Here is a 16,747-nt window from a genome sequence, read left to right on the forward strand (position 1 = left end):
CAGTCGGAGCCGTTCCGGCGCCCGCGAGCATCGGAACGACGCTCGCGCGAGGCTTCGCGGACGACAAAGGAGGCGTCGAAGTGGCAAACCTGCTCGAGCTCACGCGCCAGGGCGACCCGGGAACGATCGTCGACGAGTCGCAGCTCGACAAGATCCAACTGCAAAACCCCCAGCAGCTCTACGAGCTGTGGGAGCGCCAGCACTGGTCAGCGCACGCGATCGATCTCTCCCGCGACGTCGACGACTGGCTAGCGGTACCTGACGACGAACGCGAGTACATGCTCTGGAGCTTGTCGTCGTTCTTCATCGGTGAAGAGCGGGTCACCACTCAGTTTTCCGGTCTGGTCATGGCCTATGAAGACCAATCGGAAGAGGCCTACCTCACGACCCAACAGGTCGACGAGGCTCGCCACACGCAGTTCTTCGCCCGCTACTACGACACCGTCTTCAAGATCGGCGGCGGTATCGACGCTCAGCTCGAGCGCGTGCGCGAGCACGTCAACGATGCGTTCGTGAAGCTGTTCGACGAAGCGCTCGTGGACGCCAACAAGCGGTTGATCGCCGATCCCAGCGACCGCGACGCGAAGATCGATTTCGTCACCACCTACATGATGGTGATCGAGGGAACCCTGGCTCTCACCGGCCAGCACACGATCACGCGCTCGCTCGAAGAGCGCGGCATCATGCCCGGGTTCGTCGAAGGGTTCCGGCACATCGCCACCGACGAGCACCGTCACGTCGCCTACGGCACCTGGTATTTGCAACAGGCGGTCAGGCGCGACCGCTCGGCTGCCGAGCGCATCCAGGCGAAGTTGGCCGAGCTACTCCCGGTGGCAGCCGAGGTGCTGGTGCCGCCAGGGCACTCGCTCGACGAGGAGTGGGAACTCTTTGGCTTCACCCGCAGCGACGTCCACGGATTCGCCTTCCAAGCACTGTCGCGACGGCTTAAGGTGATCGGCCTCGGGGTGCCGCAGTTGGTCTAGGGCTGCGCAGCTACCTCTACTCGATCTCGGAACAAACGAGCGCTCAAACGAGCGCCGCGACGTTCGTACCGGCACGACGTACGTGGCCTGAAGGGACCGCTCCCGGCCGGGCTGGTGACCGCTCGGTCGGGAGCGGTTTTATGATCGGGCGCCACCCGCGGACGCGGGTTTTCGCTAACGCGCGCGATTCGCTGACAGGCTCAATGGGACCGACACTGGGCGACCAGCTAGCTGGCGGAAAACTCGTCCTCGACCATCCCGACAAGGGGGTCGCGCGCATCACCATCCGTAACGAGCGCCGGCGCGGGGCGCTCGACCAAGAGATGCTCGACGCGCTCGCGACCGTGCTCGCCGAGCTCGACGCTCGTTGCCTGGTGGTCCGCGGCAGTGGCGACGTTTTCTCGGCCGGCTACGACATCGGCGATCTCGACGGCTCCGATCTCGCGGCAGCTGCCGAGCGCCTCGTCGCCCACCCCTTCCACGCGGCGATGGAGGCGCTCGAGAACTACCCCTACCCGGTCGTGGCGCAGCTCAACGGCCACGCCATCGGCGGCGGGCTCGAGCTCGCGGTCACCTGCGACGTGCGCGTAGCGGCGAGCGGTATCAAGCTGGCGATGCCACCGGGACGCTTGGGATTGATCTACTCGCACACCGGCCTGCGCAAGTTCCTCGACGCCTGCGGCCCAGCAGCCACCGCCGAACTGTTTTTCACCGCCCGCAACATCAGCGCTGAACGCGGCCGCGAGCTTGGGCTGATCAACCACGTGGTCGCCGCGCAGGAACTCGAAGAGTTCACGCGAACGCTCGCCCGCGACATCGCCTCCTGTTCACCGCTCTCTCTGCGCGGCAACAAGCGCATCATCCGTACCTTGCGGGCCGAGCGCTGGCGGCTCCCAGCAGACGTCGAGCAGGAGCTCGTCGCGCTGCGCGAGTCGTGCTTCCGCTCCGAAGACTTCCGCGAGGGCATTCGTGCGTTCGCGGAGAAGCGCGCGCCCCAGTGGAGCGGCCACTAGGCGACACAATCGCAGCCGGCGCCTTATAGTGCGCGGGCGCGCCGTCCGTCCGGCGCGCGACGTACGGTCACTTCTAAGGGGAGCGGTCGCGCAGGAGGTGCACAGGCAGTGCCGCCGTTGATCACGCGGGAGGAGGCCCTCGAGCTCGGGAAGATCGAGGACCACGCCGAGATCGAGAAGCTCGTCGAACGCGCCTGGCGCGTTCGCCTCGAACGGTTCGGCGACTCCACCGATCTCTGCTCGCTCGTCAACGCCAAGTCCGGCGGCTGTGCCGAGGACTGTGGCTTCTGCGCCCAGTCGCGCTACGCGTCGGCCGACACGCCGATGCACCCGATGATGGAGCCCGAGCAGATCCTCGAGCACGCGAAGGCCGCCGAGGCTGCCGGCGCACACCGTTTCTGCATGGTCACGCAGGGCCAAGGCTTGTCGAAGCGCGACTTCGAGAAGATTCTCGAGGGCGCGCGCTTGGTCGCCGAACACACCAACCTCAAGCGTTGCGTGTCGATCGGCCACATCTCTCCCGAGCGGGCGCGCAAGCTCAAGGAAGCGGGGGTACAGCGCGTCCACCACAACGTCGAGACCGCGCGCTCCTACTACCCCGAGGTCTCGACCACCGTCCGCTACGAGGGGCGCTTGCGCACCATCCAGGCCGTCAAGGAAGCGGGCCTCGAGACCTGTGTCGGCGGGATCCTGAACCTCGGCGAGTCGCCCGAACAACGCGTCGAGATGGCGTTCGAACTCGCCGAGCTAAACCCGACGAGCGTTCCCATCAACCTCCTCAACCCGCGCCCGGGGACGAAGTTCGGCGATCGCCCGCTGATGGATCCCTGGGAGGCTGTCAAGTGGATCGCGATTTTCCGCTTGATCCTCCCCGACGCCCTCTTCCGTCTGTGCGGCGGGCGCAACGAAAACCTCGGCCTCGGCGAATTCCAGAAGCTGGCGGTGAAGGCGGGGCTGAACGGGGTGATGATGGGCAATTTCCTCACCACCCTCGGATCGGATCCGGCCTGGGATCGCAAGCTCTTCACCGACCTCGGCCTCAACGTGTGGCGCCAGCCCGACAACGGGTCCAACCCGCGGCCCGACAACCGCTCGGGATGGCTCGAGGGCGAGACGCCGCGCACGCCGATCGACGACCTCATCGACAGCCAGTCCGAAGCGCCGCTGTGGAACCCAGCGCGACAGCTGCGCCGGCGCAAGAAGCGCTACGTGCCGCCGCGTCCCGACGGGGCGCCGAACCGCGGCCTGCGGGTCGTCCAGGTCGAGCCCGAGCGCGAGCGGGCGGCGACCGCCTGAGGCGATGCAGAGCGAGCTCGAGCAGCGCCTCGCCGAGCTTCGCGACAAAGGTCTCTATCGCCGGTTGCGAGTGATCTCTGGCCCGCAGGGGCCGCGCGTGCTGCTCGACGGCAAGCCCGTCCTGTTGCTCTGCTCGAATAACTATCTAGGGCTTGCCGACGATCCGCGCGTGCGCGGCGCGGCCGCCGAGGCAGCGATGCGCTACGGCGCCGGCGCTGGCGCCTCTCGCCTGGTGAGCGGGAACATGACCGTTCACCGGCGCCTCGAGGAGCGCCTGGCCGAGTTCAAGGGCTACGAGGCGTGTGTCCTGTTCGGCTCGGGCTACCTCGCCAACACCGGCGTGATCCAGGCCTTAGCCCGCGCCGGCGAGGTGGTGCTCTCGGACGAGCTCAACCACGCCAGCATCATCGATGGCTGTCGCCTCGCCAAAGCCGAGCGGTTCGTCTATCGCCACTGCGATCTCGAGCATCTCGAGTGGGGTCTGCGCAAGGCAGAGGGACGAGCGAGCTTGATCGTCACCGACTCGGTTTTCTCGATGGACGGTGACGTGGCACCGCTCGCCGAAATCGTCGAGCTCGCCGAGCGTTACGACTGTCGCGTGATGGTCGACGAGGCGCACGCCACTGGCGCTCTCGGCCCCGGCGGGCGCGGCGCCGTTGCCGCCGCGGGGCTCGAGGGCGAAGTCGACGTGCTGGTCGGCACGCTCGGCAAGGCGCTCGGCTCCTACGGCGCCTACGTCTGCTGCTCGCGGACGATGGCGAAGTACCTCGTCAACACCGCACGCACGCTGATCTTCTCGACCGCTCTGCCGCCGCCGGTCGTGGCCGCCGCGCTGGCCGCGCTCGAGATCCTCGAGGAGCGCCCCGAGCGGGTCGAGCGTCTGCGGCGTAACGCTCGCATCCTGCGCTCGACGCTCGCCGACCACGGCGTCGAGGTGCCCTCGCAGACCCAGATTCTCCCGGCGGTGGTCGGACCCGCCGCAGCAGCGACGCGAGCGTGCGAGCTCGCGCTCGAGCGGGGGGTGTTCGCGCAGGCGATCCGTCCGCCGACGGTGCCCGAGGGCACGTCGCGACTGAGGCTTACGGTGATGGCGTCGCACACCGAGGCGGAGCTCCGGCACGCGGGACGGACGCTCGCCCAGGCGCTGCGAACAGCTCGCCAGGAGATGCGCGAGCGCACGAGCTCGGCTTTGGCCGTAGCGTGAGCGGCGGCCGTGCGCGGGCTCTTCGTTACAGCCACCGACACCGAAGTCGGAAAGAGCGTTACCGCCGCTGCCATCGTCGCCGGGCTCGTGGCACGCGGTAAGCGGGTGGCAGCTTTCAAACCAGCGGTAACCGGCGTGGCCGACGAGCCGGGTCCGTTCGGGCGCGATCACGAGCTCTTGGCGAGCGTGGCCAACGCCGGCCAGACGCCCGACGATGTGGCCCCGTACCGTTTCGACCCGCCGCTTTCGCCGCACCTCGCTGCCGAACTTGCGGGTGTCGAGATCGACCCGACCCGTCTCGTCGAGCACGCCCGCTCGCAGGCGGCGCGAGCCGACGTCATCGTGTGCGAGGGCGTGGGCGGCCTGTTGGTGCCGCTCACAGCCAACTATCTGGTACGCGACCTAGCGCGCGACCTCGCTCTGCCGCTGGTGGTGGCAGCGCGTCCGGGGCTCGGCACGATCAACCACACGCTGCTGACACTCGAAGCGGCGCGCGCGGCCGGGCTTACGGTGGCGGCGGTGGTGTTCACGCCGTGGCCGAACGATCCCGAGCCGATCCACCACTCCAACCGTGACACGGTCGAGCAGCTCGGTCGCGTCGCCACCTACACGCTGCCGCGCACGACGCGCGCCGAGCTCGCTGCGAGCGCCGCCGACCTTCCCCTCGACGCCTGGCTCACACCGCGCTAGCGCGCCCCACGGCACGCGCGCAGCCGTCTCAGCCTGCGAGGGCCATCGGCACCGCCACCGCGGCAAGTAGCAGAGCCGTACCTCGGCGCAGCGCGACCTGCGAGAGCGCGCCGCAAACCCGCGCGCCCATCAGAACTCCGAGGAGAACGCCGGGCATCAGACCCGCCCAAGCCTTGAGCGGCGCCGGCTCGCCCGCAACGAGGTGGGTGCAGAGCGCCGCCCCGGCGCCCAGGCCGACGACGAGCGCTGCGGTCCCCGCAGCGGCGTGCTCGGGCAGGCGATGCAAGGCGACGAGTAGCGGCAGAGCGATGAAGCCGCCGCCGACACCGAAGGCGCCCGCAAGCGCGCCCACGATGGCTGCGGAGACGAGCGCGGCAAGCGGGCGCACGGGTGGACAGACCTCGCTCGGCAGGGCCTTCCCAAGCCCGCTGCCGCCAACGCCGCGCCACACGATCACGGCGCCGACGACGAGCGCCCCGGCGATGCCAAGCGCGACGACCCGTGGCGGGAGTGCACGGCCGACAAGCGCTCCGCCCACCGCAGCCGCTACAACCGGCACGCCCAAGGCGACCCCGTGTCGCGGGCAAACGCGGTGCGCGCGCAGATGTGCTGGCAGCGCGACCGCCGCTGCTGCAGCCACCAGACCGAGGGCGGTGACCGCAGCGGTGTGCGGATCCTGGCCTGCCACATGAACAAGGAGCGGCAGGGCAAGCACGGAACCGCCCGCACCGGTCGCTCCCACCACAAGGCCGGTCGTAAGGCCAATGACCAGGGTCACCGCGGGCACTCCCACGACCACCGCGCCGAGGGCGCCCGCCACCGCAAGCGGCAGTGTCGGTGGGATCTCGCGACGCCCAGACGTCGCGTCCGAGCGGTCGCTTCCAGCTCTCGCGCACCTGCCGGCGTCTGGTCGCCCCTCGTGGGCCGAGAGCCTTGCCCGTGAGTGCCCGCTCACTGCACGAGGCATCTATGCAACCACCCCCCGGCACCGATCTTCGCAGTGATTGTGCCCGCGACCACAAGCACAACTGTACTGATGTATGGCGATCGAGCTATAGTCCTTGTCGTGAGTTCGCCCTCGCGACCAACGCCAGGAAGCCCTCTCGCTTCGCGCAACCGCAACAGCGGCGAGGGCGGGGAGCTGACCGACCACCGGCCGGGTGGTCGCGGCATCCGTAGCGGCGGCGACGTCCGTCAGAGCCGAGGTGCCCCGGCCGCTCGCGACACGGTGACGTGGTCCCTCCCGAGCCCGCTGCCCAGACACGTCGCCGAGCTGATCGCCGCGCGCTTCGCTGCCTTCGCCGACCCGCTGCGGCTCCAGATCCTCGACGAGCTCCGCCGCGAAGGGGAACTGTCGGTCGGCGAGTTGGTGGAGCGGCTCGCTGCTACGCAACAAAACGTCTCGAAACACTTGAGCGTGCTTTTGCAACGGGGCGTGGTGTCGCGGCGCAAGCAGGGAACGCGCGCCCTGTACCGCATCGCCGACCCGTACGTGCTCGAGATGTGCGAACTCGTCTGCGGCAGCTTGCAGCGCGAGATCGACGCCCTGGTGCGCTTGGTCGCGGGCGAAAGTCGGGACGTTGCAGGCAGCAGCACGGCTAGCAGTAGGCGGCTGGCGGGCCGCCCGGCGCCACGCGCAAACGGCGAACAACCCCCAGCGGGAGGTGGTCGGCGGTGATTTTTCGTCAAGTGATGCACGACGACCTCGGTTGCGCCTCGTACCTCGTCGGCGACGAGCGCACCGGCAGGGCCGCGGTTGTCGATCCGAAATTCGAGATCGACGAATACCTGCAACTCGCTCGCTACCACGGGCTCTCGATCGAGCACATCCTCGAAACGCACAATCACGCTGACCACGTTTCAGGGCACGGACGTCTGGCCGCCGCCACCGGTGCCACGATTCACATTCACCGGCTGGCATCGCCCGATTACGAGCACGAACCGTTCGACGATGGTTTCGAACTCTCGCTCGGCGATGTGCGCATTCGAGCCCTGCACACGCCCGGGCACCGTCCCGAGCACACCGCTTTTCTCCTCTACGACGTGCGCCGATCGCAGCAGCCTTGGGCGCTACTCACGGGCGACTCGCTGTTCGTTGGCGACATCGCCCGTCCCGATCTCGCAATCGAGAAGCACGAGGGCGCACGCGGCATCTTCCGTTCGCTGTGGCGGATGCTCGAGCTTCCCGAGCACGTCGAGATCTGGCCGGGCCACATCGGCGGGTCGCTGTGCGGCGGCGACACAGTCGACCGCAAACCGGTGTCGACGCTCGGCTACGAGCGACTGCACAACGAGATGCTGGCCGTGACCGACGAGGACGAGTTCGTCGACCGCGCGACGCGCGATCTGCCGCCACAGCCACCTAACTTCCAGGCGATCGTGGCGCTCAACCGCGGGCCCCTGCTGATCGAGGGTGTCGAGCCGCGCCCACTGACTCCACGCCAGGTGCTGCTCAAGCAACACACGGGCGCGCTCGTGGTCGACGTACGCACAGCGCTGCAGTTCGACGAGGCGCACGTGCCCGGCGCCGTCTCGATACCGGCCACGGGAGCAGGGTTCGGCACCAAGCTCGCTTGGATCGCCGACCGCGATCAGGAGATCGTGTTCGTGGGGCGCGACGATGCTGACGGTCGTCGCGCCGTGGCGCTCGCCGAGGCGGTCGGATTGCGCCGCATCGCGGGCTTTCTCGCCGGGGGCATGACGAGTTGGCGCGAGGAACGACGACCGGTTCGCCGTATCGAGCGCATGTCGGCGTCCGAACTGCGCGAGCGTCTCGCCACCCGGGACGCTCTTCAAGTGTTGGACGTCCGCGAACGCTCGGAGTGGCGCCGCTGCCGGATACCCGGTTCGATCAACGTTCCGTACCACGAGCTCACGAGCGTGCCGCCAGGAATCGACCTCGCGCGCCCCATCGCGACCGTCTGCGGCACGGGGTCTCGAGCCGGCACGGCTGCGAGCCTCCTCGCCCGCCTCGGGGCGAGCCGCGTGCTGCACGTCGCCGACGGCGGCGTCGCAACGTGGCGGGAGGCCGGGTGGCCGGTGGAGGGCGAGGGCGTCACGCTCCGGGCGTAGCCAGAGCTTTGCCGTCGCGTCATCACCCGGAGCCGAAGACAGGGTTCAGCGCTGCACGCTCTCGCGGCGCGCGCGTTCCCTGACTGGCGGATACAGCGGAAGAACAGCGGCCGCAAGGCGCCCGACTGCGACCACTCGCAATCTGGTCAGGTCACGAGGTGAGTAACGCGTTGGCAACAGCAGGCTCCAGCCGCTCCCTAGCGCGACTCGCGTGCGCTTGTACTTGGCGATGTCGGGCCGGCGCAGGATTGGTTTTCCCGTCGCAACAGCACGCGTTCCGTCGAATACGTAGATCGCCTGGACGGGACGCCCCGAATCCGTCTCCACCGCCCAACCGAAAAGCAAAACGCCGGCGCCGTTGCGGTCTTGAATTCCATCGACGAACCCCTCGACGCCTCGAGTGCTTCCCGCAGGCAAGATCGGAACCTGGAAGCCAGGACCCCTCACCCACTTCCGACCCTGGCCCCCCACCATCCGCGCTTCCACCCGGCGGTGCAACGGAATTTGCTCGTCCAGGAGACGGCCTGTCCGCCGTTCGATCGCGCGTACCTCGACGGTGTCAAAAGCACCGGTCTCTATGGATCGCGGCACAGGGAGCACGAAACGGCCAGCGCCTTGGTCACGAGCGACCGGAGCAGTGGCCACCACGCGCCCATCAGCGACAAGCGCTACTCCTCCTACCCGAACGGCTTGCTCTCCAGGCAGTTGCCCACTGACGACAGGACCGTGTAGCTTCACGCGGCCAGCCCCAACCGGGCGGAGCTCACCACCGTAGTCGACCACTGCCGGCAGGGGACGGCCGATGCCGGTTCCCACCGGCGCCCCGAGGAGAGCCTCGCCCTCCCCACCGATCGCGTAGAGGCTGTCATAGCGCCCCGGGGCGGTGATCCGCGCGAGCTGTACCAACTCTCGCCTGCGTGCGGCAACAAATTCCCGAAACGGTACAGCCGTTACGATACGTTGATACCGACTGTACGGTGACACGTATGGCATCTTGATCACACCATCTTTGGGCGCACCGTTGAGCAGCGAACGGCCGTCGATTCGCAAGGCGCTTCTCACCCCGATCGCTTCCAGCACCGTCGGCAAAATGTCCACCGTTCGCGCGAAACCGCGATCGACAGTGCCCGCTCGATCGGTCGGAATGCGGACGAACAATGGCACGGATGCGATCCGCGCCCAGTTTTCGCGCTGCGGTACACGGCGTGACACTCCGGGCGTGAAGCTGACACCGTGGTCGGCGGTTACCACCAAAACCGCCCGCTCCCACAGTCCTGACTTCCGCAGACCGTCGATCAGCTTCCCTATCAGGCGGTCGGCATATGCGGTCTGCCACAGGTGGCGCTGCATGCCAGACAGCACCGCCCCTGGGTCGCGACTCCACTGTTCTTGGTTTAAACCCGGTATCCCGATCGCCGCGCCCGGATAGGTGCGCCCGTCAGGGAGAAACTGCCACGGCGCGTGCGGCAGCAACAAGTGTGCGAAGTAGATCGCGTTCTTTCGCGGCGAAGCACGCTCGATCGTCCGCATCAGGCGTCCGAACACCACGAGCGGATCGCTACCTTCCTCCAGCTTGTCGAGGTCAACACGGGCCGTGACTCTTCGTCGTGCTCCGAAGTCACTGAACCCTTGGTCAACAGCCGGTAGACGTCGCGCAAGATCGTTCGGTAGGAGTGTGTGACCGGCGATGATCGCCGAATCCGACACGAGATCCCACATCCGATGGGGCGCAGACACTGTGCGGGTTTTGCACAACCTGACCGGGCACAGTTGAGTCACCGCCTCGAACGCATGGACGTCATACAGAGAAGACAAAAGGGTGAACAGATTGTTTGGGTGATCACCCGAATGCGGTAGCAGCTGCCTGCGCGGAATCTTCCCGTCGAGCATCGCCGGGACAGCTTGTGTGGTCCATTCGTTGACCGTCGATGCGTTCGGAAACCACCGCGAAGCGCGCGCGAGACGGGCGAAGTTGGGAAAGCGAGCAGCATCTATCCGCCCAGCAGAATCAAGCAAGAGATTCAGGTCCAACTCGTCGAAGGTGATCCACACGATCGGGCGCAAGGCTGCCGGCGAGCTAACGGTTACACGTGAGTTTGCCCGCGCCTCCGACGATCGCACGATCAAGTCGGACACCGGCGAAACGAACACGAACCACAGCGGAAGCACCACCAAACCGGCACTCAGGACGCTCAGCATGGCCCGCACCGGAGCGCGGCGACGGTAGAGGCGTGCGAAGGCGGTAGCAACCATGGCCGCGACCGCCAGGAGCGGTACAAGCGGCAAGGACCGTAGAAGCTGAACGACTATCAGAGCAACAATTGACCCCAAGAACAGTTCCCTGGCACGAGGAAAGTGCTTGCCGACGCGGTCGACGAGCAGCGCCAAGACGGTAGGTATCGCGAACGTGATAAGTATCACCAACAGCAGAATGTCGAGGCGTGTGTTACGGCGGGCTACGAAGAAGTCCGGAGCATCGGCAAAAACTTGATAGAGCGGCTGAGCCACAGCGAACATCCACACGGTGAGAGCGTGGAGCACAAACACGGCTCGTGCGCGCCGACGGCGTTGGACTTCAGCACTCATGCTGTGGGGGTGGGACCAGGAAGCGAGATGCCGGAGAGCTACGGCGGCCGCCGCCAACGAACTGCCGGCCACCGAGTTGTGAGGTTTTTCATATCAGATCCGTGACGCGTTAGCCTGGTGCGCGTGCAAGCGCTGACGGCACGCTCTCCCCGCTGCCTGATACTCGGCGGCGGGATCGCTGCCGCCGAGGCGGCGCTGCGCCTCGCACGCCTCGTCGGTCGAAACAGGTTGGAGACGGTCGTCCTCACGCCGCGCGCGGAACTCCTCGTGCTCGCTGAGACGGTGCGCGAGCCGTTCGCGCTGCCGGCCGCCCGACGCATCCCTTGGCAGGAGATCGGTGAACGCACCGGGGCACGCATCGTCGGTGGTGGCGCCACCCGGGTCGACTGCGAGCAGCGCGTCGTGCACACGACCGGGGACGAGTCGATCGCATGGGACGGTCTGATCGTCGCTGTCGGCGCACACGCATCGCCCGCCTGGCCGCACGCCACGACGCTCGACCCACTCCACGCCGACCGCAGCCTGCGGGGCGTCGTGCAGGACCTCGAGGGTGGCTACTGCCGCCGCGTCGCCGTTTTGTTGCCAGAAGGGCCGATTTGGCCGCTGCCCGCCTACGAGATTGCGTTGTTGCTCGCCGGTCGTGCTCGCGAGGCCGCGCCGCGGTCGTGTTCGATCCACCTCTTCACCCCGGAGCGGCGGCCGCTCGAGATCTTCGGTGAACCGGCTAGCACGCGCGTCGCCGAGCTCGCCGCGCGGTACCGGGTCGAATTGCACACCGCCACCGTGCCGACCGTTGGGCCCGGCGGCCTGGTGCGCACCGCCGACGGCACAGAGTTTCGGTTCGATCGCGTCGTTGCCCTCCCCCGGCTCGTCGGGCCCGCTCTGCCTGGCCTGCCGAGCGTCGAGGGCGGCTGGATACCAGTCGACTCGAGCTGTCGGATCGTCGACACCGAGGGGCACTGCTTCTGCGTCGGCGACGCCACACCGTTCCCAGTCAAACACGGTGGCCTCGCCTGCCAGCAAGCCGATGTCGCAGCCGACTGCCTAGCGACACGGCTCGGTCTCGCCGACGCCGGCTGTCGCTCCTTCCGCGCCTCCCTGCAAGCGGTGCTGATCACACCCGAGAAGCCCCTCTATCTGGAAGCCCGGCTGGTTGGCGAGCGCGCGTTCCAGGCGCGGGTCGCCGACACATCGCCCTGGGGATCCGGCGTGAAGGTTGCGGGCGAAGAACTCGCTCGGCTGCTAGCCGCGGCCGGATGATCTGCAGAGCGATGGAGCCGGTAGCTTCCCGGCCGTGACCGGGAGCGCAACCCCAGGCGAAGATGCCGCGCCGGCCGTCGATCTCGAAGCCCGTTACGCCCGACTCGCCGCCGACGACCACCGCTACATCTGGCATCCCTTCACCCAGCACTCGATCTGGGAGCGCGAAGAGCCGCTGATCATCGAGCGCGCCGAGGGCACCGACCTGATCGACGCGCGCGGGAACCGCTACATCGACGGCGTCTCGTCGCTTTGGTGCAACGTCCACGGCCACCGCCATCCCGCGATCGATGCCGCGATCCGAGCCCAGCTCGAGCGGGTCGCACACTCGACGATGCTCGGGCTAACCCATCCCCCGGCGATCGAACTCGCTCGGCGGCTTGTGGAGATCACCCCGGCGCGCCTTACGCGCGTCTTCTACTCCGACAACGGCGCCACAGCTTGCGAGATCGCGCTCAAGATTGCCTTCCAGTACTGGCAGCAAAAGGGCGGCGAGCATCGCCGCAAAACGCGCTTCCTAGCGCTCCGCGAGGCGTATCACGGCGACACGCTCGGGTCCGTCTCGGTCGGCGGGATCGACCTCTTCCACTCGATCTACCGCCCGCTGCTTTTCGACGCTCTGCGTGCGGAGCCCGGCAACGCCGACGACATGGAACGTCTTCTCGCTGCCCATCGCGGCGAGGTCGCAGCGGTAATCGTCGAACCGCTCGTGCAAGGTGCTGCGGGCATGCTGATGCAACCGCCGGGGTATCTGGCTCGCGTGCGCGAGCTCTGCGATCACTACGGCACGCTCTTGATCTGTGACGAAGTCGCCACCGGGTTCGGGCGGACCGGCCGCATGTTCGCGTGTGAACACGAGAACGTCGAGCCCGACCTGCTCTGTCTCGCCAAGGGCATAACCGGCGGCTACCTGCCGCTCGCCGCCACACTCGCGAGCGAGGAGATCTACGAGGCATTTCTCGGGGCGCCCGAGACGAACCGAACCTTCTTTCACGGTCACACTTACACTGGAAACCCGCTCGCTTGCGCTGCCGCTCTCGCGACCCTCGAGACGTTCGAGCAAGAGCGCACTCTCGAGCGCCTGCAGCCGAAGATCGCTCTGCTCGAGCGCTGGCTAGCCGAACGCGTCGCGCCACTCGCAACCGTGCGCGAGATCCGCCAGCGCGGATTCATGGTCGGAATCGAACTGCTCGACTACGACCCCGCCCTCGTCGCCGGACACCGCGTAACGCTCGAGGCCCGCACACGCGGCGCCGTGATCCGACCACTCGGAAACGTCGTGGTGTTGATGCCTCCGCTCGCGATCAGCGCGGACGACCTCGATCGGTTGGTGACCATCACCGCCGAGGCGATCGCCGCCGCGACGCGCGACCTGCCGCTGCCCGAAAAATCCTGACGCCCACCCGCGCGGAGCCCTTGCGCGAAAGGCGCCGACTTCTGGCGCTTACTCTTCGAGCGGCTCGAAGTCGCGCTTGCGCGCCCCGCAGACCGGACAGAACCAGTCGTCGGGAATCTCCTCGAACGGCGTTCCCGGTGGAATACCCCCGTCCGGATCACCCTCGGCTGGGTCGTAGATGTACCCGCACGAGGTGCAGATCCACTTTTGCAGCGTTTTCGTGTCGGCGTCTCCCACGGCTCGGGGAGAGTACAGGGAAATACAGGGAAAAGTGACGAACGCGGTACTCTCGTAACGTGCGGTTGGACAGGCCGCCACCGGGGGAGGAGTTGCGCGGCGATGCACCTGTCGCTAAGCCGCGGCCGGCTGCGACAGTCGTAGTGGCACGAGACGCCGCCGACGGGGTCGAGGTTTTGCTCGTCCGCCGCCATCCCGACCAGCGCTTCATGGGTGGCGTTTGGGTGTTCCCCGGCGGGGCCGTCGATCGCGGCGAAACCCCTGCCCGCACCGCGATCCGCGAGCTGCGCGAAGAAGCGGGTATCGAACTAGGCGAGGGGGCCGAGCTCGCCGAGTTCTCGCGCTGGGTGACACCCCGCGAAGTCAAGGTGCGTTTCGACACGCACTTTTTCGTCACCCCTGCACCGCCGGGCTGTCGCCCCTGCCCCGACGGCGAAGAGTGCGTAGCCGTGCGCTGGATCACGCCTCCCGCCGCACTCGCCGAGTGGCGCGCAGGCAAGCTCGAGCTCGTGTTTCCGACCGTCAAACACCTCGAGCTGTTGGCGCAGTTCGACTCGACCGATGCGCTGATGTCCTACGCGCGCTCGGCGCGCGTCGAACCGGTGGAGCCGCGCGTGATCATCGACACTGAGGGGCCGCGTGTCGTGCTTCCCGGCGAACCGGGCTATTAGCCGACGCCGGAGGGCACACACGCTCGCAGCGCGCTACGCTGCCGGTCGAGCAGACGCCCCCTCTGCTCGTCAGCAAGCGTCACGAGCGCGAACAGCGACGCACTCGTGCGACACCTCACCGCACGCTAGCGGTCCGACTTAGCGCCAACGCCGGCCAACGCAGCCATGGCAACCGACACCGTCAAGCGCCGTCCACAAAACGCCCAGCTAGCGGTCGCCGTAACCGGCCCAACCGGCGACCTTGGCCGCGCGCTCGTACCGGCGCTTCTGCGCAGCCGGCGGATCGCCCGGGTCGTCGGAATGGCCCGCCGCCCCTTCGATCCCAAGAGCGCGGGTTGGCAGCGCTTCGAGTACTTGCAGGGCGACGTCGCCGACCGCGACGCGGTACGCGAACTCGTCCGTGGCGCCGACGTCGTCGTGCACCTGGCATTCGCTGTTCTGTCCGCATCCGACGCAACCTGGGAGATCAACGTCGGTGGGTCGCGCACGGTCTTCGAGGAGGCGATCGAAGCGGGCGTGCGCCGGATCGTTTACGCATCCAGTGTCGCCGCCTACGGCTTCCGCCCTGAACTGCCAGCTCGGATCGACGAAAAGCAGCCGGCGCTCGGCTCCCCCGAGCATCCCTATTCCGCGCAAAAGGCCGCGGTCGAACGCGCGCTCAACGCCCTGCTTGAAACCGCCGGCGCGCGCACCCAGGCGTGGGTCCTGCGTCCCTGCATCATCGCCGGGCCAAGAGCGCGAACGTTGATCGAGGAGCTGCCCTACGTTCGCGCAGCGCGCTCGCTACCGGGGCCGCTCGTGCGTCTCGCGCGCTCCGCCCCGCTGCTGCGACCAGTGCTGCCCGATCCCGGGGTTCCCTTCCAGCTCGTCCACGAAGACGACGTCGCTCAAGCCTTCGTCGCGGCAGTGTTCGGACATGGCGAGCCGGGCCCGTACAACCTTGCTGCACCGGGCACGCTCACGATCACAAGGCTCGCCCACGAGCTTGGTTGGCACGCCATTCCGGTGCCTCGCGCGGCGCTGATCGCGGGCGGCGAGGCCTTGCGCCGCCTCCCCGGAGCCCCCGCCGAGCTTGCCTGGGTTCACGCGTTGCGCCGCCCTGTACTGATGCGGACGGAGCGCGCCCAGAAACTGCTCGGTTGGAAACCGCGCCACACGGCGCTACGCACACTCCGCGCAACTATCGCGGCCGCCCGTGCCGCTGGCACTCCGCTGGTGTGACCCGTCGCGCTCAGGCGATTGGTGAACGGAGACAGGTCGGCCGCCACACCCTCGCCGCGGCGTTGCGGTAGGTTCAGCGCCCGTGCGCGCAGTCACTTTTCAGGCACCAGGGGAGGTGCGTGTCGAGGAGCGGCCGGAACCGCGCTTGACCTCCCCCGAGGAGGCGATCGTCCGCGTCGAGACGAGCGGCATCTGCGGCTCGGATCTCCACATCTACCACGGCCGCGTGAAGATGGAGCGCGGTTTCACGCTCGGTCACGAGTTCGTCGGCACCGTCGTCGAGGCCGGCTCGGCGGTTAGCGAGGTCGCGGTCGGCGATCGTGTGCTCGGTTGTTTCTGCACGGCGTGCGGGCGCTGCTTCTTCTGCCGTCACGGCGACTACCACAAGTGCGACCACGGCCGCGTCTTCGGGCACGGCAAGACGCTCGGCGACCTGCAAGGTGCCCAGGCCGAGCTGGTGCTCGTTCCCCACGCCAACCTCACCCTCCGCCGCGTTCCCGCGGGGATGCCCGACGAGGTCGCGCTGTTCGCTGGCGACGTGATGGGCACCGGCTACCACGCGATCGTCGACGCGAACCTCGTACCGGGCGAAACGGTGTGCGTGATCGGTCTCGGTCCGGTCGGCCTGTGCGCTGTGCAGGCAGCCAAGGTGTGCGGTGCTGCGCATGTTTTCGCTGTAGATCGCGTGCCCGAGCGCCTGGCGCTCGCCGAGCGCTTCGGCGCCCGCGCGATCGATCTCGAGAAAGAGGATCCGCGCGAACCGGTGCGCGCCGCCACCGGCGGGCGTGGCGCTGACGTCGTGGTCGAGGCGGTCGGTCATCCCGACGCTCTCGATCTCGCGATCCGGCTCGCACGCAAGGCGGGGCGCGTATCAGGCATAGGCGTCTACGCCGAGCGGGTACAGGTGCACATGGGGCTTGTGTGGATCAAGGCACTGTCGCTGCGCACCGGCTTCGCCAACGTGGTCGGACATCTCGACCGGGTCATCGCCCTACTCGAGAGCGGCCGTCTCGACCCGCGCCCGCTCGTAACGCACCACCTGTCGCTGAACGAAGCGCCCGAGGGCTACGCGATCTACGATCGGCGCGAGGCGCTCAAGGTCGTTCTCAAACCGTGAG

15 protein-coding genes are annotated in these 16,747 nt (G+C 67.8%); 12 read left to right on the forward strand and 3 right to left on the reverse strand.

The features are described from left to right. Positions 1-80: 80 nt before the first annotated feature. The 5 genes from JDY09_RS08430 (at position 81) to bioD (ending at position 5,186) form a co-directional block, all read left to right on the forward strand. Complete coding sequence (locus JDY09_RS08430; protein ID WP_274716494.1) at positions 81-983, forward strand: ribonucleotide-diphosphate reductase subunit beta; 903 nt, start codon at positions 81-83, stop codon at positions 981-983. Positions 984-1,186: 203 nt separating this feature from the next. Next, a complete protein-coding gene (locus JDY09_RS08435) occupies positions 1,187-1,996 on the forward strand; it encodes an enoyl-CoA hydratase/isomerase family protein (RefSeq protein WP_274716495.1) in 810 nt (269 codons plus the stop codon). Positions 1,997-2,104: 108 nt separating this feature from the next. Further along, positions 2,105-3,292, forward strand: a complete 1,188-nt coding sequence (gene bioB, locus JDY09_RS08440; RefSeq protein ID WP_428837443.1) for a biotin synthase BioB — start codon at positions 2,105-2,107, stop codon at positions 3,290-3,292. A gap of 4 nt (positions 3,293-3,296) precedes the next feature. Continuing rightward, positions 3,297-4,496 carry an 8-amino-7-oxononanoate synthase gene (bioF, locus tag JDY09_RS08445; protein ID WP_274716497.1) on the forward strand — a complete coding sequence of 400 codons (1,200 nt, stop codon included), beginning with the start codon at positions 3,297-3,299 and terminating at the stop codon, positions 4,494-4,496. A gap of 9 nt (positions 4,497-4,505) precedes the next feature. Continuing rightward, on the forward strand, positions 4,506-5,186 hold the full coding sequence (gene bioD / locus JDY09_RS08450) for a dethiobiotin synthase (protein WP_274716498.1): 681 nt from the start codon (positions 4,506-4,508) through the stop codon (positions 5,184-5,186). Between the two features lie 28 nt (positions 5,187-5,214). On the opposite strand, the gene JDY09_RS08455 is transcribed toward bioD, so the two are convergent. After that, a complete protein-coding gene (locus JDY09_RS08455) occupies positions 5,215-6,006 on the reverse strand; it encodes a sulfite exporter TauE/SafE family protein (protein ID WP_274716499.1) in 792 nt (263 codons plus the stop codon). 246 nt (positions 6,007-6,252) lie between these two features. On the opposite strand from JDY09_RS08455, the gene JDY09_RS08460 reads away from it, so the two are divergent. Then, the gene (locus tag JDY09_RS08460) at positions 6,253-6,864 is read left to right on the forward strand and encodes an ArsR/SmtB family transcription factor (RefSeq protein ID WP_274716500.1); all 612 of its coding nucleotides are present in this window, start codon (positions 6,253-6,255) and stop codon (positions 6,862-6,864) included. Continuing rightward, positions 6,861-8,258, forward strand: coding sequence for an MBL fold metallo-hydrolase (locus JDY09_RS08465; protein ID WP_274716501.1), 1,398 nt, complete (start codon positions 6,861-6,863; stop codon positions 8,256-8,258). The genes JDY09_RS08460 and JDY09_RS08465 overlap by 4 nt, the downstream gene beginning before the upstream one ends. Before the next feature lie 45 nt (positions 8,259-8,303). Here JDY09_RS08465 and JDY09_RS08470 read toward each other — a convergent pair whose 3' ends face one another. Beyond that, positions 8,304-10,805 (reverse strand): sulfatase-like hydrolase/transferase, encoded by a 2,502-nt coding sequence (locus JDY09_RS08470; protein ID WP_274716502.1) that lies wholly within the window; start codon positions 10,803-10,805, stop codon positions 8,304-8,306. 162 nt (positions 10,806-10,967) lie between these two features. Between JDY09_RS08470 and JDY09_RS08475 the strand changes: the two genes are divergently transcribed. Both JDY09_RS08475 and bioA read left to right on the forward strand, forming a co-directional pair. Continuing rightward, a complete protein-coding gene (locus JDY09_RS08475; protein ID WP_274716503.1) occupies positions 10,968-12,104 on the forward strand; it encodes an FAD/NAD(P)-binding oxidoreductase in 1,137 nt (378 codons plus the stop codon). Position 12,105: 1 nt separating this feature from the next. Further along, the gene (gene bioA / locus JDY09_RS08480) at positions 12,106-13,500 is read left to right on the forward strand and encodes an adenosylmethionine--8-amino-7-oxononanoate transaminase (protein ID WP_428837481.1); all 1,395 of its coding nucleotides are present in this window, start codon (positions 12,106-12,108) and stop codon (positions 13,498-13,500) included. Positions 13,501-13,548: 48 nt separating this feature from the next. Here bioA and rd read toward each other — a convergent pair whose 3' ends face one another. Continuing rightward, complete coding sequence (rd, locus tag JDY09_RS08485; RefSeq protein WP_274718003.1) at positions 13,549-13,713, reverse strand: rubredoxin; 165 nt, start codon at positions 13,711-13,713, stop codon at positions 13,549-13,551. Between the two features lie 83 nt (positions 13,714-13,796). Here rd and JDY09_RS08490 point away from each other — a divergent pair, with 83 nt between their 5' ends. The 3 genes from JDY09_RS08490 (at position 13,797) to JDY09_RS08500 (ending at position 16,746) form a co-directional block, all read left to right on the forward strand. Beyond that, a complete protein-coding gene (locus JDY09_RS08490; protein WP_274716505.1) occupies positions 13,797-14,408 on the forward strand; it encodes an NUDIX hydrolase in 612 nt (203 codons plus the stop codon). 165 nt (positions 14,409-14,573) lie between these two features. Beyond that, a complete protein-coding gene (locus JDY09_RS08495; protein WP_274716506.1) occupies positions 14,574-15,629 on the forward strand; it encodes an NAD-dependent epimerase/dehydratase family protein in 1,056 nt (351 codons plus the stop codon). Between the two features lie 82 nt (positions 15,630-15,711). Beyond that, the gene (locus JDY09_RS08500; protein WP_274716507.1) at positions 15,712-16,746 is read left to right on the forward strand and encodes an alcohol dehydrogenase catalytic domain-containing protein; all 1,035 of its coding nucleotides are present in this window, start codon (positions 15,712-15,714) and stop codon (positions 16,744-16,746) included. Position 16,747 lies beyond the last annotated feature (1 nt).

Origin of the sequence: Thermoleophilum album (assembly GCF_028867705.1) — a bacterium.
In the GTDB taxonomy this organism is placed as follows: Bacteria; Actinomycetota; Thermoleophilia; order Solirubrobacterales; family Thermoleophilaceae; genus Thermoleophilum.